Annotated in this window: 17 protein-coding genes and 1 pseudogene; 11 read left to right on the plus strand and 7 right to left on the minus strand. The window is 71.1% G+C overall.

What is annotated here, in order from left to right:
* Positions 1-27: 27 nt before the first annotated feature.
* Positions 28-1263 carry a DUF5005 domain-containing protein gene (locus tag IE178_RS19440; protein ID WP_193513193.1) on the plus strand — a complete coding sequence of 412 codons (1236 nt, stop codon included), beginning with the start codon at positions 28-30 and terminating at the stop codon, positions 1261-1263.
* On the opposite strand, the gene IE178_RS19445 is transcribed toward IE178_RS19440, so the two are convergent.
* A complete protein-coding gene (locus tag IE178_RS19445; protein WP_184763262.1) occupies positions 1199-2212 on the minus strand; it encodes a bile acid:sodium symporter family protein in 1014 nt (337 codons plus the stop codon). The genes IE178_RS19440 and IE178_RS19445 overlap by 65 nt on opposite strands.
* 217 nt (positions 2213-2429) lie before the next feature.
* Between IE178_RS19445 and IE178_RS19450 the strand changes: the two genes are divergently transcribed.
* The 3 genes from IE178_RS19450 to IE178_RS19460 all read left to right on the plus strand — a co-directional run bounded on the left by IE178_RS19450 (position 2430) and on the right by IE178_RS19460 (position 6336).
* Positions 2430-3302 carry a LysR family transcriptional regulator gene (locus tag IE178_RS19450; RefSeq protein WP_193513194.1) on the plus strand — a complete coding sequence of 291 codons (873 nt, stop codon included), beginning with the start codon at positions 2430-2432 and terminating at the stop codon, positions 3300-3302.
* 297 nt (positions 3303-3599) lie between these two features.
* Positions 3600-5426, plus strand: a complete 1827-nt coding sequence (locus IE178_RS19455) for an AMP-dependent synthetase/ligase (protein ID WP_193513195.1) — start codon at positions 3600-3602, stop codon at positions 5424-5426.
* Between the two features lie 124 nt (positions 5427-5550).
* Positions 5551-6336, plus strand: coding sequence for an aldo/keto reductase (locus IE178_RS19460; protein ID WP_184763261.1), 786 nt, complete (start codon positions 5551-5553; stop codon positions 6334-6336).
* A gap of 69 nt (positions 6337-6405) precedes the next feature.
* Here the strand turns inward: IE178_RS19460 and IE178_RS19465 are convergent, their stop codons facing one another.
* Both IE178_RS19465 and IE178_RS19470 read right to left on the minus strand, forming a co-directional pair.
* Positions 6406-7299, minus strand: a complete 894-nt coding sequence (locus tag IE178_RS19465; RefSeq protein ID WP_193513196.1) for a class I SAM-dependent methyltransferase — start codon at positions 7297-7299, stop codon at positions 6406-6408.
* A gap of 158 nt (positions 7300-7457) precedes the next feature.
* Positions 7458-9179 (minus strand): glycoside hydrolase family 6 protein, encoded by a 1722-nt coding sequence (locus IE178_RS19470; RefSeq protein WP_193513197.1) that lies wholly within the window; start codon positions 9177-9179, stop codon positions 7458-7460.
* A gap of 495 nt (positions 9180-9674) precedes the next feature.
* Here IE178_RS19470 and IE178_RS19475 point away from each other — a divergent pair, with 495 nt between their 5' ends.
* From IE178_RS19475 to IE178_RS19490, 4 genes are all read left to right on the plus strand, one after another.
* Complete coding sequence (locus tag IE178_RS19475; RefSeq protein WP_193513198.1) at positions 9675-12590, plus strand: glycoside hydrolase family 48 protein; 2916 nt, start codon at positions 9675-9677, stop codon at positions 12588-12590.
* Positions 12591-12783: 193 nt separating this feature from the next.
* A complete protein-coding gene (locus IE178_RS19480) occupies positions 12784-15438 on the plus strand; it encodes a cellulose binding domain-containing protein (protein ID WP_193513199.1) in 2655 nt (884 codons plus the stop codon).
* A gap of 56 nt (positions 15439-15494) precedes the next feature.
* Positions 15495-16061: a chloramphenicol phosphotransferase CPT family protein gene (locus tag IE178_RS19485; RefSeq protein WP_193513200.1), complete on the plus strand. Its 567-nt coding sequence runs from the start codon at positions 15495-15497 to the stop codon at positions 16059-16061.
* A gap of 140 nt (positions 16062-16201) precedes the next feature.
* Positions 16202-16516 carry a hypothetical protein gene (locus tag IE178_RS19490; protein ID WP_193513201.1) on the plus strand — a complete coding sequence of 105 codons (315 nt, stop codon included), beginning with the start codon at positions 16202-16204 and terminating at the stop codon, positions 16514-16516.
* 45 nt (positions 16517-16561) lie between these two features.
* On the opposite strand, the gene IE178_RS19495 is transcribed toward IE178_RS19490, so the two are convergent.
* From IE178_RS19495 to IE178_RS19505, 3 genes are read right to left on the minus strand one after another with little or no spacing between them, the layout of a single operon-like run.
* Positions 16562-18433, minus strand: coding sequence for a rhamnogalacturonan lyase (locus IE178_RS19495; protein ID WP_193513202.1), 1872 nt, complete (start codon positions 18431-18433; stop codon positions 16562-16564).
* A gap of 38 nt (positions 18434-18471) precedes the next feature.
* On the minus strand, positions 18472-19245 hold the full coding sequence (locus IE178_RS19500) for a class I SAM-dependent methyltransferase (protein ID WP_193513203.1): 774 nt from the start codon (positions 19243-19245) through the stop codon (positions 18472-18474).
* A 5-nt stretch (positions 19246-19250) separates the two neighbouring features.
* Positions 19251-19556, minus strand: coding sequence for a 4a-hydroxytetrahydrobiopterin dehydratase (locus tag IE178_RS19505; RefSeq protein ID WP_184763012.1), 306 nt, complete (start codon positions 19554-19556; stop codon positions 19251-19253).
* Positions 19557-19698: 142 nt separating this feature from the next.
* On the opposite strand from IE178_RS19505, the gene IE178_RS19510 reads away from it, so the two are divergent.
* The 3 genes and pseudogenes from IE178_RS19510 to IE178_RS19520 all read left to right on the plus strand — a co-directional run.
* Positions 19699-20520, plus strand: a complete 822-nt coding sequence (locus IE178_RS19510; protein ID WP_184763011.1) for a helix-turn-helix domain-containing protein — start codon at positions 19699-19701, stop codon at positions 20518-20520.
* A gap of 239 nt (positions 20521-20759) precedes the next feature.
* Entirely contained in the window at positions 20760-21623 is an 864-nt protein-coding gene (locus tag IE178_RS19515; RefSeq protein WP_193513204.1) for a Sco1979 family transcriptional regulator, read from the plus strand.
* A gap of 52 nt (positions 21624-21675) precedes the next feature.
* Positions 21676-21972 (plus strand): annotated as a pseudogene (locus IE178_RS19520) (SAM-dependent methyltransferase); the annotation flags it as partial.
* Positions 21973-22029: 57 nt separating this feature from the next.
* Here IE178_RS19520 and dnaK read toward each other — a convergent pair.
* The gene (dnaK, locus tag IE178_RS19525) at positions 22030-23910 is read right to left on the minus strand and encodes a molecular chaperone DnaK (protein WP_193513206.1); all 1881 of its coding nucleotides are present in this window, start codon (positions 23908-23910) and stop codon (positions 22030-22032) included.
* Between the last annotated feature and the right edge of the window lie 85 nt (positions 23911-23995).

Below are 23995 nucleotides of genomic sequence, written 5' to 3' on the forward strand. Positions count from 1 at the left end.
CCACGACAGCCACTAACGTCCCGGAGCGTGCCCGACGACGCAGCACGAGCACGACGGCGGACGGGGACCGGGATCGCCCTGGCGCTGACCCTGGTCCTCGGGGCAGTGCTGCTCACCGGTCTGCCGCAGGACGACGACCGGCGACCCGACGGCGCCGGCTGCCGGCCGCGTACGGTCGCCTCCTTCAGCGCCGACTCCACCCTGACCTCCGAGTTCGCCCGCTACGGCGACGACGCCACCCGCACCGACGACTGGACCGGCGGGGACGGCACCCACTCCGTGCGGCTGCCGGACGGCCGGCTGCTGTGGCTGTTCTCGGACACCTATCTGGGGCGGGTGCACCGCCCGCCCAACCCGGTCGGCGAGTCCACCGCCTGGCGGGACACCACCGCCCCGCTGGTGCGCAACTCGGCCGTGCTGATGCGCGACGGCCGCCTGGAGGGCACCCTTCCCGCCCCCCTCTTCCCCGACCCGGCGCCGGACCAGTGGCGCTGGCCGGTCGCCGCCCGGGTCGAGCCGCGCTCCCCCGGCTCCTCCGAGCGGGTCGTCCGGGTCCTGCTGTGGGTGCGTACGGCCGGACAGCACCCGTGGATCTACGGGGTGCCCACCGCCACCGAGGTCGCCACGCTCTCCCTGCCCGGACTGCGCGTGGAGTCGGTCGTGCGGGTGCACGACCAGCAGCAGGTCACCGATCCGTCCCGGCGGGTGCTGTTCGGGACCACCCTGGTCGAGGAGGACGGCTGGACGTATGTCTTCGGCGGCGACGACGGCCGCCCCGCCTCCCGCCCGGCGTCGCACGCGTATGCGGCCCGCGTCCCCGAGGGCGGGCTCGCCGACCCGGCGGCCTGGGAGTACTGGAACGGCTCGGACTGGCAGACCCGGGCCCGCCCGCGCCCCGTGCTCGGCGACGGGCGGCGCACCGGTGTGGGCAGCGCGTTCTCCGTGGTGCGGGACGGCGGGACGTACGTGCTGTTCACGATGGCCGCGGGTGCGGAGGGGCTGACCGCGGTGGCGTCGTACTGGTCCTGCTCCCCGACCGGGCCGTGGCACGGACCGGCGCGGGAGTTCACCCCCGCGCTGCCCGGGGGCGGGACCGCCGCCTACAACCCGCAGGCACACCCGGAGCTGAGCGGCGACGGGCGGCTGGTGCTCAGCTACGACGTGAACTGGCTGGAGACGACCGGCGCGGCCGTGATGCTCAGCCGGGACGTGTCCCTGTACCGACCTCGGTTCGTGACCGTCCGGCTGGGTCCTGGACGGTGACCTCCTCCACCGGGTCCTGGGACCGGCGCTTGGCGATCACCGCGCACACCATCAGCTGCATCTGGTGGAACAGCATCAGCGGCAGCACGGCGAGCGAGGCCTCGGCCCCGAACAGCACGCTCGCCATGGGCAGCCCGGCGGCCAGCGACTTCTTGGAACCGGCGAACTGGATGGCGATCCGGTCCTCCCGGCCGAACCGCAGCGCCTTCGCGCCGTACCAGGTCAGCAGCAGCATCACGGCGAGCAGGACGGCCTCCACGGCGAGCAGCCCGCCGAGCCGGGCCGGGCTCACCTGGTGCCAGACGCCCTGCACCACGCCCGCGCTGAACGCCGTGTAGACGACGAGCAGGATCGACCCCCGGTCGACCAGCCCCAGCACCTTCCGGTGCCGGGCGACGAAGGAGCCGATCCAGCGGCGCAGCATCTGCCCGGCGGCGAACGGCACCAGCAGCTGGAGCACGATCTTCACCACCGAGTCGGTGGAGAACCCGCCACCGCTGCCGCCGAGCAGCGTGGCCGCGAGCAGCGGGGTGGCGACGATGCCGACCAGCGAGGAGAAGGAGCCGGCGCAGATCGCGGCGGGCACATTGCCGCGGGCGATCGAGGTGAACGCGATCGACGACTGGATGGTGGACGGGACGAGGGTGAGGAAGAGCAGGCCCTGGTAGAGCGGGTCGGTCAGGAACACCGGGACGAGCCCGCGGGCGGCGAGACCCAGCACCGGGAAGACGACGAAGGTGCAGGCCAGCACGGTGACGTGGAGCCGCCAGTGCTTCAGTCCGTCCAGCGCCTCACGGGTGGACAGCCGGGCGCCGTAGAGGAAGAAGAGCAGGGCGACGGCGGCCGTGGAGGCGCCGGAGGCGATGTCGGCGCCGGTCCCGCGGGCCGGCAGCAGCGCGGCGAGGCCCACCGTCCCGAGCAGAAGCAGGATGTACGGGTCGATCGGCATCCGACTCGGCAGGCGCAGGCGTTTCACGGTGCTCCACTTGCTCAGGTGCTGGTGTGCTTCAGGTGCCCGGTGTGCTCACGTATTCGAGGACCAGGGTCCCCGGAACTCGGGGACGAGGGCTCCCCCTGCCATCCTGCTCCCTCCCTCCGTGATCGGGAATCCGGTATACCGCTCTCACTGTCATCATGTTCCGCGATGACCGGGGTAGCCTTCCGGTATGTACGACCCGACGCAGCTGCGGACGTTCCTGTCGGTGGCGCAGACGCTGAGCTTCACCCAGGCGGCGCGGCGTCTCGGGCTGCGCCAGTCGACCGTGAGCCAGCATGTGCGGCGGCTGGAGGAGGCCACCGGACGGCAGCTGTTCACCCGGGACACGCACTCGGTGGAGCTCACGGAGGACGGCGAGGCGATGCTCGGCTTCGCGCGGCGCATCCTGGACGTGCACGAACAGGCGACGCAGTTCTTCACCGGCACCCGGCTGCGCGGCCGGCTGCGGTTCGGCGCGTCGGAGGACTTCGTGCTGACGCGGCTCCCGGAGATCCTCGAGCGGTTCCGGCACGAACACCCGGAGGTCGACCTGGAGCTGACGGTCGAACTGTCGGGCACCCTGCACGAGCAGCTGGCGGCGGGCCGGCTGGACCTCGTGCTCGCCAAGAGGCTGCCGGAGGATCCGCGGGGCGAGCTGGTGTGGCACGACGAGCTGGTGTGGATCGGCGCGCCGGGGCTGCGGCTGGACCCCAGCCGTCCGGTGCCGCTGATCGTCTATCCGCCGCCGGGCATCACCCGGGCCCTCGCCCTGCGGGCGCTGGAGGGGGAGGGCCGGGAGTGGCGCATCGTGTGCACCAGCGGCAGCCTGAACGGTCTGCTCGCGGCGGCCCGTGCCGGGCTCGGGGTGATGGTGCACTCGCGCGGGCTGATCCCGCCGGGGCTGGTGCGGATGCCGGAGCGGGCGGGACTGCCGGAGCCGGGCGAAGTGGACTTCGTGGTGGTGCACGGCCGGCGCCGTCCCTCCGCGCGGGGGGCGGCCGACGCCCTGGCGGCGGCGATCCTCGCGGGCGGCGACCGGCTGCACCGCGGCGGGCGACGGTGACGTTTCCGGCCGCCCGCGCGCTGACCTGAGTAGACCCGTGTCACCACCCCAAGAGGCGGTCATGCGGGCGTACAGATTCGGTGGAGATTACGGCACCGGAACTTACTCGAGCGTCAGGTTTCTGTCCGGCGCTTCCCCATGTGTGCGCTTATTTCCTTCACCGACCGGCGCGAACAAGAGCCGCACTCGCTTTTCGACCCCCTCCCGGCCTCCGTCCGCGTGGGGTAGCTTTCACGGCGCTGTGCGGGACGACGCCGTCCCCGCACCAGTCCGAGCGCTGAGAAGCGGGGAGCGGGATTGCGCGAGTTCACCAACCCTCCGTTGCCGTTGGCGCCTCCGGTGGGCGGTCTGGCCGACGTGGTCTTCCGGTATGCCGAAGAAGACCCCTCCCACATCGCGCTCGGCCGCAAGGACGACACCGGCCGGTGGCGCGACGTGACCAGCGCCGAGTTCCGCGACGAGGTGCTCGCCCTCGCCAAGGGCCTGCTCGCGGGCGGGATCCGGTTCGGCGACCGGGTCGCGATCATGTCCCGTACCCGGTACGAGTGGACGCTGTTCGACTTCGCGCTGTGGACGATCGGCGCGCAGGTCGTCCCCGTCTATCCCACGTCGTCCGCCGAGCAGTGCTACTGGATGCTGTACGACGCCGAGGTGACGGCCGCGGTGGTGGAGCACGAGGACCACGCGATGACGATCGCCACGGTCATCGACCGGCTGCCGGCGATGCGCCGGCTGTGGCAGCTCGACGCGGGCGCGGTGCGGGAGCTGTACGACGCCGGCGCGCATCTGGACGACGAGGTGGTGCACCGGCACCGGCAGGCGGTCACCCCCGACTCGGTGGCGACGATCATCTACACCTCGGGCACCACCGGCCGCCCCAAGGGCTGTGTGATCTCGCACGGCAGCTTCATGTTCGAGGCGGACACCGTCATCGAGCGCTGGGAGCCGGTGTTCCACTCCCGCAGGGGCGACGAGGCGGCGACGCTGCTGTTCCTGCCCCTCGCGCATGTCTTCGGGCGGATGGTGCAGGTCGCCGGGATCCGCGGGAAGGTGAAGTTCGGCCACCAGCCGCAGCTGAACGCGGCGGCGCTGATGCCCGATCTGGCCGCGTTCCGGCCGACGTTCTTCCTGGCCGTGCCGTACATCTTCGAGAAGGTGTTCAACGCGGCGCGGCGCAAGGCGGAGCGGGAGGGACGCTCGGGGCCGTTCGAGAAGGCCGTCGAGGTGGCCATCAAGTACGCGGACGCCGCCGAGGCGAGGGCCTGGGGCATCGGGCCCGGCCCGTCCGCGGCGCTGCGGATGCAGCACCAGCTCTTCGACAAGCTCGTCTACTCCAAGATCCGCGCCGCGATGGGCGGCAGGATCCGGCACGCCATGTCGGGCGGTTCGGCGATGGACCGCCGGCTCGGGCTGTTCTTCGCGGGCGCGGGCGTCCACATCTACGAGGGGTACGGCCTCACGGAGTCGACGGCGGCGGCCACCGCCAACCCGCCCGAGCGCACCCGCTACGGCACCGTCGGCCAACCCATCCCGGGGGTGACCGTGCACATCGCGGACGACGGCGAGATCTGGCTGCACGGCGACAACCTCTTCGAGGGCTACCTCAACAACCCCAAGGCCACCGACGAGACCCTGCACGAGGGCTGGCTGGCCACCGGTGACCTCGGTTCCCTGGACGAGGACGGCTATCTGACCATCACCGGGCGCAAGAAGGAGATCCTGGTGACCTCGGGCGGCAAGAGCGTCTCCCCGGGGGTGCTGGAGGAGCGGGTGCGGGACCATCCGCTGGTCAACCAGTGCATCGTCGTCGGCAACGACCGTCCGTACATCGCCGCCCTGGTCACCCTCGACCAGGAGGCCGTCGAGCACTGGCTGACGATGCGCGACAAGCCACGGATGTCACCGGCCGAACTGGTGCGCGACACGGATCTGGAGACGGAGGTGCGACGCGCGGTGGTCGCCGCCAACACCCTGGTCTCGCAGGCCGAGTCGATCCGCACGTTCCGGATCCTGGCGCAGCCGTTCACCGAGGAGCACGGACTGCTCACGCCGTCGCTGAAGCTGAAGCGGAAGGCGATCGAGAAGGCGTACGAGCGCGAGGTCGAGGCGCTCTACCACGCGTGAGTGTGGCGGTCAGGAATGCGGCACGGGCCGTGATCGTTGACCATGGGGGTACCACCTGTCCACAACCGAAGGATCAGAGCTCGTGAGCAAGGTCCCCCCGATCATCCTGAACAATGGCGTCGAGATGCCCCAGCTGGGCTTCGGCGTCTGGCAGGTGCCGGACGACGAGGCCGAGACGGCGGTCGCGACGGCGCTGGAGGCCGGCTACCGCAGCATCGACACCGCGGCGGCTTACGGCAACGAGGAGGGCACCGGCAAGGCCGTGGCCCGCTCGGGCATCGCGCGCGAGGACCTCTTCGTCACCACCAAGCTCTGGAACAGCGACCACGGGTACGAGTCCACCCTGCGGGCCTTCGACACCTCCCTGTCGAAGCTCGGCCTGGACTACGTGGACCTGTACCTCATCCACTGGCCGACCCCGCAGCGGGATCTGTACGTCGACACCTACAAGGCGTTCGAGAAGCTGCACGCCGACGGCCGGATCCGGGCCATCGGTGTGTCCAACTTCCTGCCCGAGCACCTGGAGCGGCTGATCAGCGAGACGTCGGTCGTTCCGGCGGTCAACCAGATCGAGCTGCACCCGCATCTCCAGCAGCAGGCCGCGCGTGAGTACCACGCGGAGCAGGGCGTCACCACCGAGGCGTGGTCGCCGCTGGGCCAGGGCAAGGGCCTGCTGGAGGTGCCGGCGATCGTGGCGATCGCGCGGAAGCACGGCCGCACCCCGGCCCAGATCGTGCTGCGCTGGCACATCCAGCTGGGCAATGTCGTCATCCCGAAGTCGGTGACGCCGTCCCGGATCAAGGAGAACATCGACGTCTTCGGGTTCAGCCTGGACGCCGAGGACCTCGCGGCGATCAGCGCGCTGAACGAGGACCGGCGGCTGGGTGCGCACCCGGCGGAGTTCAACTGAGCCGGAGGGCGGACCCGCGCGACGGCCTCCCCATCGCGGGGAGGCCGTCGCGCGTCCGGGTGACGGTGGTCAGTCCGCGGGCCGCACCGCCGAGTGGACCGTGTGGGCCGCCAGCACGAACACGTCCGGGCGGTGGTGCACGCTCGCCGGGTCGGCGGGGTCGAGGAGGCGGTCCAGGGTGGCGCGGTCGTCGGCGTCCAGATCCTCGGCGACGACCTCGCGGGTGCGGGTGAGGGAGGCGACGACATAGGCGCGGGCGCGGTCCGTGGCCGGGGCGGGAAGATCGAGGAGGAAGGTGCGCGAGCGGGTGTGGTGCAGGCCGGCCGAGGTGAGCAGGGCCGGCCAGTCCTCGACCTGTGCCACCGAGCCCGGCAGTTCTTCGCGCATCCGGCTGAACCGCCCTTCCTCCGCCGCGTCGATGCGCGCCTGGAGTCCGGGGCGGCCGAACCCGATGTCGCGGGGCAGGAACCGGGCGGGCAGTCCGCCCTCCATCACCGCGAGCGTGCCGCCGGGCGCGAGCCGCTGCGCGCAGGCGGCGAGCGCGGCACCCTGGTCGCCCAGGTGGTGCACGCTGCGGCTGGCCCACAGCAGGTCGGCCGGGTAGTCCAGTTCGCCGAGCACCTGGGGAAGGTCACCGGCGAGGGTGCCGAAGCGGTCGGCGGCGCCCTGGCGCCCGGCCCGGGCGCGGGCCCGCTCCAGCAGCGGTTCGGAACCGTCGACGGCCACGACCCGCGCGCCCGGGAAGGTCTCGGCGAACAGACACGAGATGACGCCGGGGCCGCTGCCCGCGTCCACGACCAGCCCCGGGTCCGTCACCTCCTTCGCCAGCCAGGCCAGGGCCCGCTCGTACAGCGGTGTGAACAGTTCGGCCTGCGCTTCGAGCAGGGGGGCCATCTCGGCCCAGTCGATGTCGCCGTGGTCGTGGCCGTGCCGGTGCTCGTGCTCGTGCTGGTGGTGCGCCATGGTGGTCAGCCTCTCCGCTCGGATGCCGTCAGGGTGCGACGACGCACCGGAAAGGAGCAACCTGTGTTGCCGCTTCCGCAAACCCGAGGGAGAGACGTGCGCGTTCCGCCGGGCCCGGACCTGGCCGGCCCGGCCCCGGCGGAACAGTGGTCAGCCCGTCACGACAGCGGCGGGTAGGCGTTCTTCATGAGCTCCTGGAACTGGGCGGAGAACCAGTGTCCGGAGACCGGGGCGTCCGCCAGGGCGCCCGACATGTTGTTGTCGTTCCGCGGGTTGCCCGTGTACGTCGGGTCGCACATCCGGTCGAAGCCCTTGCCCTCGTCGTTGTCGATGGCCTTGCTCGACCCGTCGGACTCGCCCGGGGGCTTCATCCACACGTAGGCGTCGATCCCGGCCTCCGGCGAGGCCTGCGGCCGCTCCCCGAGACCCGCGCCCTTCTGGTTGCACCAGTTGCCCGTGTTGAACCGGCGGTCGTAGCGTCCGCCGTCGACGTAGGTGTCCACACTGGTCGTGGCGCCGGGTCCGGTGGGCCGGTTCGCCCCGCCCCAGCCGTTGCGGGAGGTGTCGATCAGCATGCCGATCTTCGAATCGAAGCCGAGCGAGACCAGCTTCCCTCGCAGGGCCTGGGCGTACGACAACTCGTCGACGTAACGGTTCCAGCTGACCCACTTGGACTCGCGCACCGACTTGCCGGCCACGGTCTGGTCGACGGAGAAGTGGTCCTCCTTCAGCGCGCTGTAGTTGGCGGTGTTGGCGATGAAGCCGTGCACGTCGGCCACGGTCGCGCCCTCGGCGGTCGCGGCCTGCTTGAACGTCTCCGCGGAGGCCCCGAAGTTGTCGTCCCAGCCCAGCCAGCCGTGGTGGCCCGCGTCCACGTAGTTGTAGACGTTGGGCACGTCGCCGAGCTTGTTCAGGGCGTAGCCGACGCCCTTGACGTAGTTGCCGTTGGCCTTCATCACGTCGCAGTTGGGCGTGGCGGTGGGTCGCGGCGAGACGTTGGTGACCAGGTTGGGCAGCGAGTCGATCTCGACCGTGGTGACGATCCGCAGCGAGGCGTACTTCGAGTCGGCGAGAATGGCCTTGATCGGGTCGATGTACTGCGTCTTGTACTTGTCGATCTCCGTCGGGCCGAGTTCGCCGTTGGAGGCGAGGGCGGCGCAGTCGCGGCCGGGCAGGTTGTAGATGACGAGCTGGACGACGAGTTCGCCGGAGCCCTTCTGCCTCAGCGCCTCGTCGAGGTGGTCGCGCAGACCCATGCCGCCGTTGACACCGTTGATGGCGGCGGTGCGGTCCAGCCAGACGCCAGTGGGCTGGTTGGCGATGCGGCTGCCGCCCGGCTCCGCGGCGGCCTTGGCGGACCACTCGGGGTTCACGTACACCTTGGCGCCGCTGTAGGGGTTGTCCACCCGGTCACCCGGCGCGGGCGGGTCGGTCGGGTCCGGCGGGTCGGTGGGTCCGCCGGAGTCGACGTTGCAGGTCACCCCGTCGAGGGTGAAGGCGGCGGGGACCGCGTTGCTGCCGCTGTAGGTGCCCTGGAGGCCGAAGGTGGCCGAACCCCCGGTGGACAGCGTGCCGTTGTACGACTCGTTGGCGGCGGTGACGTTCGCGCCGGACTGGGTGACCTTGGCGTTCCAGCCGCTGGTGACCTTCTGGTTGCCGGCGTAGGACCACTTCAGCGACCAGGAGGACTTGGCGGCGCTGTTGTTGGTGACCTTCACGGACGCGGTGAAGCCGGTGTCCCACTGGTTCTGCACCTGGTAGTCCACGGTGCAGGGAACGGCGGCCGCGCCGGCGTCGCCGGGGACGACGGCGAACGCCGTCCCGGAGGCGCCGGCGACCAGCGCCATGGCGGCGAGGAGCGCGGTTCTGGTGCGACTCATGAGTGCGGGTTTCCTATCCGTAGGGGGCTGTCCTTCCAGGGCATGCGCATGTGCGCGCGGCCCTGTGCCTTACGGGGTGGGAGTGCCGTCGCGGCCCGGTTGAGGACGGGCCGTCCGTGCGGGCCCGGGTGTTTCCGGGCAGCGCGGAGCGACGCGGGGTCCCACGAAGTGCGCAGACCCCGCGTCAGGTGATCCACAGGTACGCGGGGATGGCTAAAAGTACTGAACGCGGGGGGTGGCGCATGAGCGACTCCTTGCAGGTCGGACGCGCTGTGACGGACGCGTCGACTGATGGAACCGCTCCCACTGGTGCTTTTGAAGCTAGCGCCAAGTGACGGCAAAGAACAGGGGGGTTGCTGACTTTCACTCAAGTCCGGGCGTCGAATCTTTTCGATTCTTCACAAGCCTTGACCGCTCGGGGTGCCGTCCTCACTATGGGAGCGCTCCCACTGGTTCAAGGCTTGACATCACCGAGTCGCAGGAGGAACCAGCACCATGCATCCCCCACCCAGGAGACGCAGAGGCGTCCGGCGGTTATGGACGGCCGCCGCAGCGGCTCTCGCGCTTCCGCTCACGATGCTCTCGACGGGCTCGACCCCAGCTCAGGCGGCGGCTGTTCAGTGCAGCGTCGACTACCGCACCAACGACTGGGGCTCCGGCTTCACCGCGGATCTGACGCTCACCAACCGCGGTGCGGAGGCCGTCGACGGCTGGACCCTGACGTACGACTACGCCGGCAACCAGAAACTCGTGAACGGCTGGAACGGCAGCTGGTCGCAGTCCGGCAAGAGCGTGACCGTGAAGAACGCCGGGCACAACGCCCGGATCGCCGCCGGCGGCGCCGTCACGACCGGCGCCCAGTTCTCCTACAGCGGCGGCAACGCCGCCCCCACGTCCTTCGCGATCAACGGCACCACCTGCACCGGCGCCCACCAGCCGCCGATCACCGTGCTGACCAGCCCCGCGGCCGGCGCCGTCTACACGCAGGGCGCGACGGTCCCGCTCGCGGCGACCGCCGCGGCGGCCGACAACGCCACGATCTCCAAGGTCGAGTTCTACGACGACACCGAGCTGCTGGGCACGGACACCAGTGCGCCCTTCACGCTCTCCGTCGCTGGTTTGACCGTGGGCAGTCATTCGCTGGTGGCGAAGGCGTACGACAGCATGGGCGCCTCCGCCAGTTCCACCCCGGTCGGCATCACGGTCGCCTCGGGTCCCGCCGTGGTGGCCACGCCGTCCCAACTCGGCGTCCAGCAGGGCAAGTCGGGCACGTTCGAGGTGAAGCTGTCCAAGCAGCCGAGCGCCAATGTGACCGTCACGACGACCCGAGCGAGCGGAAACGCGGGGCTGTCGGTCTCCGGTGGGGGCTCGCTCACGTTCACGCCGTCGAACTGGAACACCGCGCAGCGGGTGACGATCGCCGCCGACTCCTCCGGCACCGGATCGGCCGTCTTCGAGTCCTCGGCACCGGGCCACGCCAAGGCGGCGGTCACGGTGACGCAGCTGGGTGCGACGAAGGCGTACGACGCGCGCTTCCTGGAGCTGTACGGGAAGATCACCGACCCGGCGAACGGCTACTTCTCGCCCGAGGGCGTCCCGTACCACTCGGTCGAGACGCTGATCGTCGAGGCACCGGACCACGGCCACGAGACCACCTCGGAGGCGTACAGCTACCTGCTGTGGCTCCAGGCGATGTACGGCAAGGTGACCGGTGACTGGTCGAAGTTCAACGGGGCCTGGGAGATCATGGAGAAGTACATGATCCCGACCCACGCCGACCAGCCGACCAACTCCTTCTACAACGCCTCGAAGCCGGCGACGTACGCGCCCGAGTACGACACCCCCAACCAGTACCCGTCCGCACTCGACACGGGCGTTTCGGTCGGCCCCGACCCGATCGCAGCCGAGCTGAAGTCCGCCTACGGCACGGACGACGTCTACGGCATGCACTGGATCCAGGACGTCGACAACATCTATGGCTACGGCAACTCGCCCGGCAAGTGCGAGGCGGGTCCGTCGGACACCGGACCGTCGTACATCAACACCTTCCAGCGCGGCCCGCAGGAGTCGGTGTGGGAGACCGTGCCGCAGCCGACCTGCGACGCCTTCAAGTACGGCGGCACCAACGGCTACCTGGACCTGTTCACCAAGGACGCCTCGTACGCCAAGCAGTGGAAGTTCACCAACGCCCCGGACGCCGACGCGCGCGCCGTGCAGGCCGCGTACTGGGCGGACAAGTGGGCCGACGAGCAGGGCAAGGGCTCCGCGGTCTCCGCGACCGTCGCCAAGGCCGCGAAGATGGGCGACTACCTGCGCTACGCCATGTTCGACAAGTACTTCAAGAAGATCGGCAACTGCACCAGCCCCTCCTGCCCGGCCGGCACCGGCAAGGACGCCTCGCACTACCTGCTGTCCTGGTACTACGCCTGGGGCGGTGCCACCGACACCTCGGCGGGCTGGGCCTGGCGCATCGGTTCCAGCCACGCCCACGGCGGCTACCAGAACCCCCTGGCGGCCCACGCCCTCAGCTCCTACGCGGACCTGAAGCCCAAGTCGGCCACGGGTGCGGCGGACTGGGCCAAGTCCCTCGACCGGCAGCTGGAGTTCTACCGCTGGCTGCAGTCCGACGAGGGCGGCATCGCGGGCGGCGCGACCAACAGCTGGGCGGGCCGGTACACGACACCGCCGTCCGGGACGCCGACGTTCTACGGCATGCACTACGACGAGAAGCCGGTGTACCACGACCCGCCGTCCAACCAGTGGTTCGGCTTCCAGGCGTGGTCCATGGAGCGGGTCGCCGAGTACTACCAGCAGACGGGTGACGCCGACGCCAAGGTCGTCCTCGACAAGTGGGTCGACTGGGCGCTGTCGGAGACCACGATCAACCCCGACGGCTCCTTCCGGATCCCGTCGACACTGCAGTGGTCGGGCAAGCCGGACACCTGGAACCCGTCGTCGCCCGGCGCCAACAGCGGACTGCACGTCACCGTCGCCGACTACACCAACGACGTCGGTGTGGCCGCGGCCTACGCCAAGACGCTGACGTACTACGCCGACCGCTCCGGTGACACGGAGGCGGCGTCCACGGCGAAGGCGCTGCTCGACGGCATGTGGGCCAACAACCAGGACGCACTCGGTATCGCCGTCCCGGAGACCCGCGCCGACTACAACCGCTTCGACGACCCGATCCACGTCCCGAGCGGCTGGACCGGCACCATGCCCAACGGCGACACGATCAACTCGTCGTCGACCTTCCAGTCGATCCGGTCCTTCTACCAGGACGACCCGGCCTGGTCGAAGATCGAAAGCTACCTCGAGGGCGGCGCCGCGCCGACCTTCACGTACCACCGGTTCTGGGCCCAGGCCGACATCGCCCTGGCCATGGGCTCGTACGCGGAGCTTCTCGAATAGCCCCCGCCGACGCTCCGCGTACCGGCCCCGGCACCTGACGCCGGGGCCACCCGGCCGGGCGGCCTCCCCGGGCCCCGTCGTCCGCCTCCCGTCCGCCTCATGGCGGGAGGCGGACGACGGGACCCCGCACACGGGAGGCCGCCCGGCCCTCGCACGCTCCCCACTGCCCCTCCCCCTGAGGAAGGAACGCACCGTGCGAAGAACCCGCATCCTGACGACCGTGCTCGCGCTGGCGGCCGGTCTGCTCGCGGGCGGCCCGCCCGCCCTGGCCGCAGGCCCCCCGGAACCGGCCACGACCCTGGCCGCCGACACCTACACCTGGAAGAACGCGCGCGTCGACGGCGGCGGCTTCGTGCCCGGCATCGTCTTCAACCGCGGCGAGAAGGACCTGGCCTACGCCCGCACGGACATCGGCGGCGCCTACCGCTGGCAGGAGTCCACCAAGACCTGGACCCCGCTGCTGGACTCGGTCGGCTGGGACGACTGGGGACACACCGGCGTGGTGAGCCTCGCCTCCGACTCCGTCGACCCCGACCGGGTGTACGCGGCGGTCGGCACGTACACCAACGACTGGGATCCCGGGAACGGCGCGGTGCTGCGCTCCGCCGACCGGGGCGCGAGCTGGCAGAAGGCCGCGCTGCCGTTCAAGCTGGGCGGGAACATGCCGGGCCGGGGCATGGGCGAACGCCTGGCCGTCGACCCGAACCGCAACAGCGTGCTGTACCTGGGCGCGCCCAGCGGGAAGGGGCTGTGGCGGTCGACCGACTCGGGCGCGAGCTGGTCGCAGGTGACGAACTTCCCCAACGTCGGGGACTACGCGCAGGATCCGAGCGACACCTCCGGCTACGCGTCCGACAACCAGGGCATCGTCTGGGTCACCTTCGACGAGTCGACGGGCAGCGCGGGGACGGCGACGAAGACGGTCTACGTCGGTGTCGCCGACAAGGAGAACGCCGTGTACCGGTCGACGGACGCGGGCGCGACCTGGCAGCGGCTGGCCGGGCAGCCGACGGGATACCTGGCCCACAAGGGGGTGCTGGACGCGGAGAACGGCTATCTGTACCTCGCGTACAGCGACACCGGCGGCCCCTACGACGGAGGCAAGGGCCGCCTGTACCGGTACGCGACGGCGACCGGCACCTGGACGGACATCAGTCCGGTCGCCGAGGCCGACACGTCCTACGGCTTCAGCGGACTGACCGTGGACCGGCAGAACCCGGGCACGGTGATGGCGACGGCGTACAGCTCCTGGTGGCCGGACACCCAGATCTTCCGCTCCGGGGACAGCGGGGCGACCTGGACGAAGGCGTGGGACTACACGTCGTACCCGAACCGCGAGAACCGCTACACCATGGACGTGTCGTCCGTGCCGTGGCTGACCTGGGGCGCCAACCCCTCCCCGCCCGAACAGACCCCGAAGCTGGGCTGGATGACCGAGGCGCTGGAGATCGACCCCTTCGACCCCGACCGCATGATGTACGGCACCGGGGCGACGATCTACGGCTCCGAGAACCTCACGAACTGGGACACCGGCTCGAAGTTCACCATCACGCCCATGGTGCGGGGCCTGGAGGAGACGGCCGTCAACGACCTCGCCTCTCCCCCGTCGGGCGCGCCGCTGCTGAGCGCGCTCGGTGACATCGGCGGCTTCCGGCACACGGATCTCACCAAGGTGCCGTCGATGATGTTCACCCAGCCCAACTTCACCTCGACGACGAGCCTGGACTTCGCCGAGTCGAACCCGGACACGGTGGTGCGGGCGGGCAACCTGGACTCCGGTCCGCACATCGCGTTCTCGACGGACAACGGCGCCAACTGGTTCGCGGGCACGGACCCTTCGGGCGTCAGCGGGGGCGGCACGGTCGCGGCGGCGGCCGACGGCAGCCGGTTCGTGTGGAGCCCGCAGGGTGCCGGCGTGCACCACGCGACCGGGTTCGGCACGTCCTGGTCCGCGTCGAGCGGCATCCCGGCGGGGGCGATCGTCGAGTCCGACCGGGTGGACCCGAAGACGTTCTACGGCTTCAAGTCCGGCAGGTTCTACGTCAGTAAGGACGGCGGGGCGACCTTCTCGGCCTCGTCCGCGACCGGCCTGCCCAGCGGTGACAGCGTGCGCTTCAAGGCGCTGCCGGGTGCGAAGGGCGACGTCTGGCTGGCCGGCGGTGCGAGCGACGGGGCGTACGGCCTGTGGCACTCCACGGACGCCGGAGCGACGTTCACGAAACTGACGAACGTCGACGAGGCCGACGCCGTCGGCTTCGGCAAGGCGGCACCCGGCGCCTCGTACCAGACCCTCTTCACCAGCGCGAAGATCGACGGCGTACGGGGCATCTTCCGTTCCACGGACAAGGGCACGACCTGGACCCGCGTCAACGACGACGCCCACCAGTGGGGCTGGACCGGCGCGGCGATCACCGGTGACCCGCGGGTCTACGGCCGCGTCTACGTGGCGACCAACGGCCGCGGCATCGTCTACGGCGACACCGGGGACGACACGGGCCCCGGCCCGGACCCGGACCCGGACCCGTCCGGCGCCTGCGAGGTGACGTACAAGATCACCAACCAGTGGTCCGACGGCTTCCAGGCCGACGTGCGGCTGACCAACACGGGATCGACCACCTGGAACGGCTGGTCCCTGAACTGGTCCTTCACCGACGGCCAGAAGATCTCGCAGCTCTGGAACGCGTCCCACACCCAGTCGGGACCGGCGGTGACGGTACGCGACACCGGCTGGAACGGCACGGTGGCGGCAGGCTCGTCGGCCGCCTTCGGCTTCACGGCGAGCAGGTCGGCGGCGAACACCGCACCGACGGCCTTCGAGCTGGGTGGGCAGACCTGCGCGGTGCGCTGAACATCGCCGGTGGAGAATGATGCCCGGACTCCACCGGCGACAGCGAAGGAGACCCGATGCACGGGCGCATCATCTTCCTGAACGGCACGTCCAGTTCGGGAAAGTCCAGCATCGCGCGGGAACTCCTGCGCGTCCTGGACGACCCGCACTTCCACATGCCCGTGGACTCCTTCCACGCGATGCGGTCACGCCGGGAGATCGCCGCGGACGAACTGCCCGACGTGCTGCACCGCACCTGGAAGGGGTTCCACCGGGCGGTCGCCGGTATGGCGGCGGCGGGAAACAACGTGGTGGTCGATCACGTACTGAGCGAGGAGTGGCGCCTGCTGGACTGCCTCGAGCTGTTCCCCGCGCGGGATGTCGTCCTGGTCGGCGTGCGCTGCTCGCTGGAGGAACTGCAACGGCGCGAACAGGCGCGCGGCGACCGCCCGGCAGGGCTGGCGGCCCGGCAGTTCGAGCAGGTCCACGCGCACGGCCTGTACGACATCGCATGCGACACGACCACGGCCAGTGCCACGGACTGCGCCCGCCGGATCAGCGCCTTCCTGCCGCAACGGCCACTCCCCACCGCGTTCGAGAGACTCCGCACGGTGCTGCGCCCAGGCCTGCGGCCGGAGGCCTGACGGACCCGGGCCATCGGTGCGCGAACTACGATCACGTCCGGACCACCACCACGCTGGGAAGGACGACCGTCATCAAGCTTCTGCGACCCGCCCTCGCCGCCACGCTCCTGGCCTCCGTCACCGCCTGCGGCGCTTCGTCCGTGCCGGCGGCCCCGGCCGACACCACGACCGGCGCGGCCGCCGCCGAGCCGCGCCGTTCGTCGGCCGCTCAGCCGGTCACCGCCGGCATGCCCGATGTCATCGGCGGCAACGCCGGACGCGCGCAGGAGCAGATGGGCTCCGGCATCGACATGGTCTTCGAGGACGCGAGCGGACGGGGCCGTCCAGTGGACGACCCCGCCGCGTGGAAGATCTGCACCTCCCGACCGGGGCCGTACCAGCAGCTCACCGATGACCCGGTGGTCTTCGGCGTGGTGGGGGTTTCGGAGAGCTGTCAGGACACGGTCCCGCGGTAGTCGGCCACGGTCCGACGCGGCACCGGGCTCCCTCGGCCGGGACGCTCAGGGAGTGAACACCGCGGGTCTCGTCGGCGTCGGCATGCCGTCGCCGAGGAAGAAGCCGGTGTGCGGGGGCTGGTTGTAGGCGGTGTTCTGCCAGGACAGGGCCGTGCGGTACAGGGTGTCGTGGAGGAGCGTGGTGATTCTGCGGTCCGTGTCGTGCGGGGTGGAGTAGATGCGCAGCGCCGTGTTGTCGCCGGTGCGCCAGACGACCTCCTCGCGCCAGTCGCCGAGGATGTCGCCGGACAGCACGGGCGTGGACTTCGTGCCGTTGTTCGAGGCCACGCCCGAGCCGGTCAGCAGGCGGGTGTCGGAGGAGGTGCCGTACTTGTCGATGTGGGTGCCGTCGAGGAGTTCGCGGACCGGGTCGCCGTCCCACCAGGCGAGGAAGTTGGCGGAGGACGGCTTGCGTCCCTTGGTGCCGCCGCCCTCGTCGCGGACGGAGCTGTCGGAGGAGGACCACATCTCGGGTCCGGAGTTGCCCGGCCAGATGTCCGCCGCGACTCCGCGTCCGTTGTCGCAGCAGGCGGAGAGCTTCCAGCGGACCGTGCCGTTCGCGGGGTTGATGTACAGCGCGGCGGGCTGGCTGGTGGACTCGGAGACCTTGTAGTACTCCAGGCCGGAGGTCGACGGGTCGAGGTCGCCGAGGTGCTGGGCGTCGCCGTGGCCGGTCCTGGCGGTCCACAGGCCGTTGCCGTTGTCGTCGACGGCCATCGAGCCGTAGACGATCTCGTCCCGGCCGTCGTTGTCGACGTCCCCGACGGACAGACTGTGGGAGCCCTGACCGTCGTAGCCCTTGCCGCTGTTGGTGGAGGAGTTGGTGTCGAAGGTCCAGCGGCGGGTGAAGGCGCCGCCCCGCCAGTCCCAGGCCGCGATGACGGTGCGGGTGTAGTAACCGCGGGCCATGATCAGGGAGGGGCGGGCGCCGTCCAGGTACGCGGTGCCGGCGAGGAAGCGGTCGACGCGGTTGCCGTAGGAGTCGCCCCAGGAGGAGACGGTGCCGCGGGCCGGGACGTAGTCGACGCTGCCCATCGCTTTGCCGGTCCGGCCGTTGAACATCGTCAGGTACTCGGGGCCGGCGAGTACGTACCCGCTGGAGTTGCGGTGGTCGGCCGAGGAGCTGCCGATGACCGCGCCGGTGCCGTCCTTCGTGCCGTCGGCGGTCTTCATGGCGACCTCGGCCTCGCCGTCGCCGTCGTAGTCGTACACCTGGAACTGCGTGTAGTGGGCGCCGGAGCGGATGTTGCGGCCCAGGTCGATGCGCCACAGCCGGGTGCCGTCGAGCTTGATGCCGTCGACGATCGTGTTGCCGGTGTACCCGGACTGGGAGTTGTCCTTGGCGTTGGTGGGCTGCCACTTGAGGACGATGTCGAGGGCGCCGTCGCCGTCGAGGTCGCCGACGGAGGCGTCGTTGGCCTCGTAGGTGTAGGAGACGCCGTCGGGGGTGGTGCCGCCGGACGGCGGGGAGAGTGGTACGTCCTTGTAGCCGGCGCGGAACTGGATCGCGTGGACGGAGTCGCCCTGCTCGACGCCGTTCACGACCGCGCGGACGGTGTAGTCGGCGTGGGAGGGCGCGCCGGAGTGGAAGTAGGTGGTGGAGCCGGTGACGGGAGTGGAGTTGACCTTGGTGCCGGCCCGGTAGACGTTGAAGGCGACGTCGTCCGGGTCGGTGCCGAGCCAGCGCCAGCCGACCAGGTTGCCGCTGCCGTTGTGGACGCTGACCACGCCCCGGTCGAGGGCCTCGACCTGGCGGGCGGTGGCGGCCTCGGCGGACGACGGCGACAGCGCGGTCGGGCCGGCGCCGGCCAGCGCCGCCACGGCGAGTGCCGCGGGCAGCAGGACACGGCGTCTGCCGTGCCGGTGGGGATGTTTCACGGGACGGACCTCCTGGGAGGACGGACGGGTTCCGCCTCTCAGTCGCCGCCGGGGCCCCGCGGGTTGCCGTGCGGCGGCTTCCGGTAGGCACGGAGGCTGAACGCGGGGTCCGGGCGGGGCCGGTCCTGGTCGGGGAGCTCGGCCAGCCGGGCGGCGAAGCGGTCCGCGAGGGGGTCGCCGGGGGGCAGGGTGACGAACCAGCCGCGTCGCAGGTCCGCGATGGTGCGACGGGGGCTGCGGCCCTGTCCGTGCCCCCGGAAGCGGGCCCCTCCGGCGGGGACCAGGCCGTGTCCGGCGGCCAGGGCCTCGACCTCGTCGGGGGCGTCGGGCACCGGGCTGGGCGGACGGGCCGCGAGGATCGCGTCGATGTCGCTGCCGACGTTGTGGGAGGCGCCCTTGTGGACGGTGGTGACATAGACCCCGCCGGGCCGCAGTACGCGGGCGCACTCGCCGATCACCGCGCGTACGTCCTCGGGGCCGGGCATGAGGTGCAGCAGCCACACGCTGACGACGGCGTCGAACCGGGCGTCCGCGAAGGGCAGCCGACGGCTGTCGGCGCGGACCACGGCGCCCGGCAGGCGGGCGGCGGCCATCCGGGTCATCGACGCGGCGAGGTCGACACCCGTCACGCGCAGACCCGCGCGGGCGGCGGCGAACCGCCGGGTCACGATGCCCGTGCCGCAGGCCGCGTCCAGCAGATCCCGCGCCCGTCCCGGTACGAGGCTCAGCACGGCGTCGGCGGCGGCCGCCGCCCGGGGTTCACCGCCGCGTAAGGCGTCGTACTGTTCGGCTTCCTCGTCGTAGTCCAGCACGCGCCTCAGTGTGCACCGTGTCCGGCTGCCAGGTCCTCCACCCTGCGGGCGAGCTCGATGTCCTTCTCGGTGACGGCGCCACCCGCGCTGTGGGTGTGCACGGACAGGGACACCGTGTCGTAGCCGAGGGTGAGGTCGGAGTGGTGGTCGAGTTCCTCCTGCACCTGGGCGATGTGGACGACCATCGCCGTCGCCGCGACGTGCGAGCCGAGCCGGTAGGAGCGGGTGAGGCGGTCCCCGTCGAGCGACCAGCCCGGCAGCTCGGCCAGCCGGTCCTCGATCTCCTTCTGCGACAGCGGTTCGACGGGCATGGGCTGTGCTCCTTCGCCGGTTCGGTCCTCGTCGGCACCCCGTACGGGGCTCGCCTCCCAGGCTGCCACAGCAGCGGCCCCGAGGCCCTGGTCAGCAGCGTGCGGCTCCCCGGAACGGCCGTTTCTCGACTACGGTCCCGGCATGACCACTGCCCCATCCGGTACCGCTTCCACCGCCGACGGCGTGGGCCCGCTGCTGCGGGCCTGGCGGGAACAGCGGCGGGTCAGCCAGCTGGAGCTGGCCCTGCGCGCCGGCTCCTCCGCACGGCACATCAGCTTCATCGAGACCGGCCGCTCCCGGCCCAGCGAGGAGATGGTGCTGCGGCTGGCCGAGCACCTGGACGTCCCCGTGCGGGAGCGCAACTCCCTGCTGCTGGCGGCCGGTCACGCGCCCCGGTTCCCGCACACCCCGCTGGACGATCCTGCGCTGGACGCGCTGCGGGAGGGCATCGAGCGGCTCATCGGCGGTTTCGAACCGTACCCGGCGCTGGTGGTGGACGCGATGTACGACGTCGTGGCCGCCAACCGGGGGGTGATGATGCTGTTCGACGGGGTCCCGGAGTCCCTGCTGGAGCCGCCGCTGAACGCGGTGCGGCTCACCCTGCACCCGCGGGGTCTGGCGCCGCGGATCCTGAATCTGCGGGAGTGGCGCGGGCACCTGCTGGAGCAGATGGAGCGGCACATCGCGCTGCGCCGCTCCGCGCCGCTGCGGGCGCTGTACGAGGAGGTCGCCGCGTACCCGGTGCCGGACACCGACGAGCGGTACACGGCGGAACCCGGCGCACCGGTGGTGCACTTCGCGCTGCCGATGGTGATCGAGCACAACGGGCGGAGGCTGTCCTTCGTCTCGTCGATCTCGACCTTCAACACGCCGATGGATGTGACCGTGGCCGAGCTGGCCGTGGAGACACTGCTGCCGGCGGATCCGGCGACGGCCAAGTACCTCCAGTCCTGGTTGAGCTGACGCTCCGTCAGCGTTCGGCGCGTCGGGACGGGTCGCGGCGGCCGGGGCCGGGTCCCGGGACGGAGTGCGCCGGCCCGGAACCGGTGCGTCCACGATCCCTCGGGGGCGCGGCCCGGTCGATCACCTGCCGGGTCATGGGGCGGGGACCGGCGGGACGGGACGGTTTCCTGCGGCGCGTGAGAGTCTCGGTGGAACATGACAGACTGAGCGCGTGCCCGGGCGCGTTGGGGAGGCGTGGCGTGAGTGAGCGGCGGGCCGCACCCACCGTGGGCCAGGTGGTCCTGGGAAGGCGGCTGCAGGAGCTTCGGGAGGCCGCGGGCCTCTCGCGGGAGGAGGCTGCCCGGATCCTGCGGGTGGCACCCGCGACCGTACGGCGGATGGAGACCGCCGAGGTCGCGCTGAAGATCCCGTACGTGCAGCTGCTGCTGTCCGCGTACGGGGTGCCCGAGAGCGAGTCCGTCGCGTTCGTCGATCTCGCGGAGGAGGCGAACCGGCCGGGCTGGTGGCAGCGGTACCACGACGTGCTGCCGGACTGGTTCAGCCTGTATGTGAGCCTGGAGGGCGCGGCCCGGATCATCCGGTCCTACGAGCCGCACTTCGTGCCGGGGCTGCTGCAGACCGAGGAGTACGCGCGGGCCGTCCTGGAGGCCGGGACGGTCGGGAGCGTCGGGCCCGACGTGGTCGAGCGGCATGTGTCGCTGCGCATGGAGCGCCAGCGCCTCCTGGAGCGCCGTGATCCGCCGCACCTGTGGGTGCTGATGGAGGAGACCGTGCTGCGGCGTCCGGTGAGCCTCGACGGCCGGGTGATGCGCGACCAGCTCGACAAGCTGCTCGAATGGTCCGCGCGGGACCGGATCACGCTCCAGATCGCCGAGTTCGCGGACGGGCCGCACCCGGGGACGTACGCGCCGTTCTCGCTGTTCCGGTTCGCCGAGCCGGAGCTGCCGGACATGGTGTTCACCGAGTATCTGACCGGTGCCCTGTACCTGGACTCCCGCACGGAGGTCTCGGCGCATCTGGAGGTCCTGGACCACATGACGGCGCGGGCGGCCTCGGCGCAGCGCACGCAGAAGCTGCTGCGGGAGTACCGGGAGCACTACTGACCGGGCGGACAGCGCCGGCGAGCCCTTCGCACCCACGAGGCGAGGACTGCCCATGACCGGATCCGACACCGCGCCCACCGCCGTCGACACCGGCCGGCCGCGTCCCGCGCGGGTCCACGACCGGCGGCTCGGCGGCAGGGACAGCCACCCGGTGGGCGAGGAACCGGCGCGCGGGATCCTCGCGGCGGACGCCACGGTGCTGCGCGGGACGCGGGCCGGCCGGCGGTCCACGCACCGGGCCGTGCGCACCGGCGCCGAGGCGGGGACACGCCCGTTCCCGGACATCGGCACGGGCGTCCCGACGGAGCCCCATCCGCACCAGGTGGCGCAGGGCGTCGAGGCGGAGTCGGTCGCCCGCGAGCCGTGAACTCCGGGAGTTGCGGGGGCTGGGGGTCGGGGCGGCCGGTCAGGCGGCGCCGTCCTTGCGGTCCCCGGTGCCGGTGTCCTTGTCGTCGTCGACGATCTCCGCGTCGACGACGCCCTCCTCGTCCTGCGGCGAGGTGTGCTGTCCGGCGTCCTCGGTGGGGGTCTGCGAGGCCTGCGCGTACATCGCCTGGCCCATCCTCTGGCTGACCGAGGCGAGTTTGTCGACGCCGGCGCGCAGCGCGGCCGTGTCGGAGGACTCCCGCTCCAGCAGCTGCTTCAGTTCCGTGACGGCCGACTCGACCTCGGACCTGGTGTCGTCGGGCACCCGGTCGCTGTTGTCCCGCAGGAACCGCTCGGTCTGGTAGACCAGTTGTTCGGCCTGGTTGCGGGTCTCGGCGGTCTCCCGGCGCCTGCGGTCGTCCTCGGCGTACTGCTCGGCCTCGCGCATCATGCGGTCGATGTCGTCCTTGGGGAGCGCCGAGCCGCCGGTGACGGTCATCTTCTGCTCGCGGCCGGTGGCGAGGTCCTTCGCGGAGACGTGCATGATGCCGTTGGCGTCGATGTCGAAGGCCACCTCGATCTGCGGGACGCCGCGCGGGGCCGGGGGCAGGCCGGTCAGGTCGAAGACGCCGAGCTTCTTGTTGTAGGCGGCGATCTCGCGTTCGCCCTGGTAGACCTGGATGCCGACCGAGGGCTGGTTGTCGGTGGCGGTGGTGAAGATCTCCGAACGCCGGGTGGGGATCGTGGTGTTGCGCTCGATCAGCTTGGTCATGATGCCGCCCTTGGTCTCGATGCCCAGGGACAGCGGGGTGACGTCGAGGAGCAGCACGTCCTTGACGTCGCCGCGGATGACGCCCGCCTGGAGGGCCGCGCCGACGGCCACGACCTCGTCGGGGTTGACGCCCTTGTGCGGGTCCTTGCCGGTGAGTTCGCGGACCAGGTCGGTCACGGCGGGCATCCTGGTGGAGCCGCCGACGAGGATGACGTGGTCGATCGCGGAGAGCTTCACACCGGCGTCCTTGACGGCCTGGTGGAAGGGCTTCTTGCAGCGCTCCAGCAGATCCTCGGTGAGCTCCTGGAACTGGGCGCGGGTCAGCTTCTCGTCGAGGTGCAGGGGGCCTTCGGCGGAGGCGGTGATGTAGGGCAGGTTGATGGTGGTCTCCGACGAGGAGGACAGCTCGATCTTCGCCTTCTCGGCGGCCTCCCGCAGCCGCTGCACCGCCATCTTGTCCTGTGCCAGGTCGATGCCGTTGCGGCCCTTGAAGCGTTTGGCGAGGTACTCGACGACGCGCTGGTCCCAGTCGTCGCCGCCGAGGTGGGTGTCGCCGTTGGTGGCCTTCACCTCGATGACGCCCTCGCCGATGTCGAGCAGCGACACGTCGAAGGTGCCGCCGCCCAGGTCGAAGACGAGGACGGTCTGGTCGTTCTCCTTGTCCAGGCCGTACGCCAGGGCCGCCGCCGTGGGCTCGTTGATGATGCGCAGGACGTTCAGGCCGGCGACCTCCCCGGCCTCCTTGGTGGCCTGCCGCTGGGTGTCGTCGAAGTACGCCGGTACGGTGATGACCGCGTCGGTGACGTCCTCACCGAGGTAGGACTCGGCGTCCCGCCGCAGCTTCTGCAGCACCCGGGCGGACAGTTCCTGCGCCCGGTAGCGGGTGCCGTCGACGGAGCCCTCGTCGGGGAAGCGCCAGTGGGCGTCGCCCATGTACCGCTTGACCGAGCGGGCGGTGCGCTCGACGTTCGTCACGGCCTGCCGTTTGGCGACCTCGCCGACCAGCACCTCGCCGTTCTTGGCGAACGCGACGACGGAGGGGGTGGTCCGCGCGCCCTCCGCGTTGGCGATGACGGTGGGCTCACCGCCCTCCAGCACGGCCACCACCGAGTTCGTGGTTCCCAGGTCGATTCCGACGGCACGTCCCATCGCTGTCCCCTTCCGTCAGGGCACCTCTCCGGAGTTCCAGCACAAAACTTGAGCGCCCTGTTGTCAATAGGTTGAGTGGGTGGTT

Source organism: Streptomyces griseoloalbus (assembly GCA_014650015.1).
Classification (GTDB): Bacteria; Actinomycetota; Actinomycetes; order Streptomycetales; family Streptomycetaceae; genus Streptomyces; species Streptomyces griseoloalbus.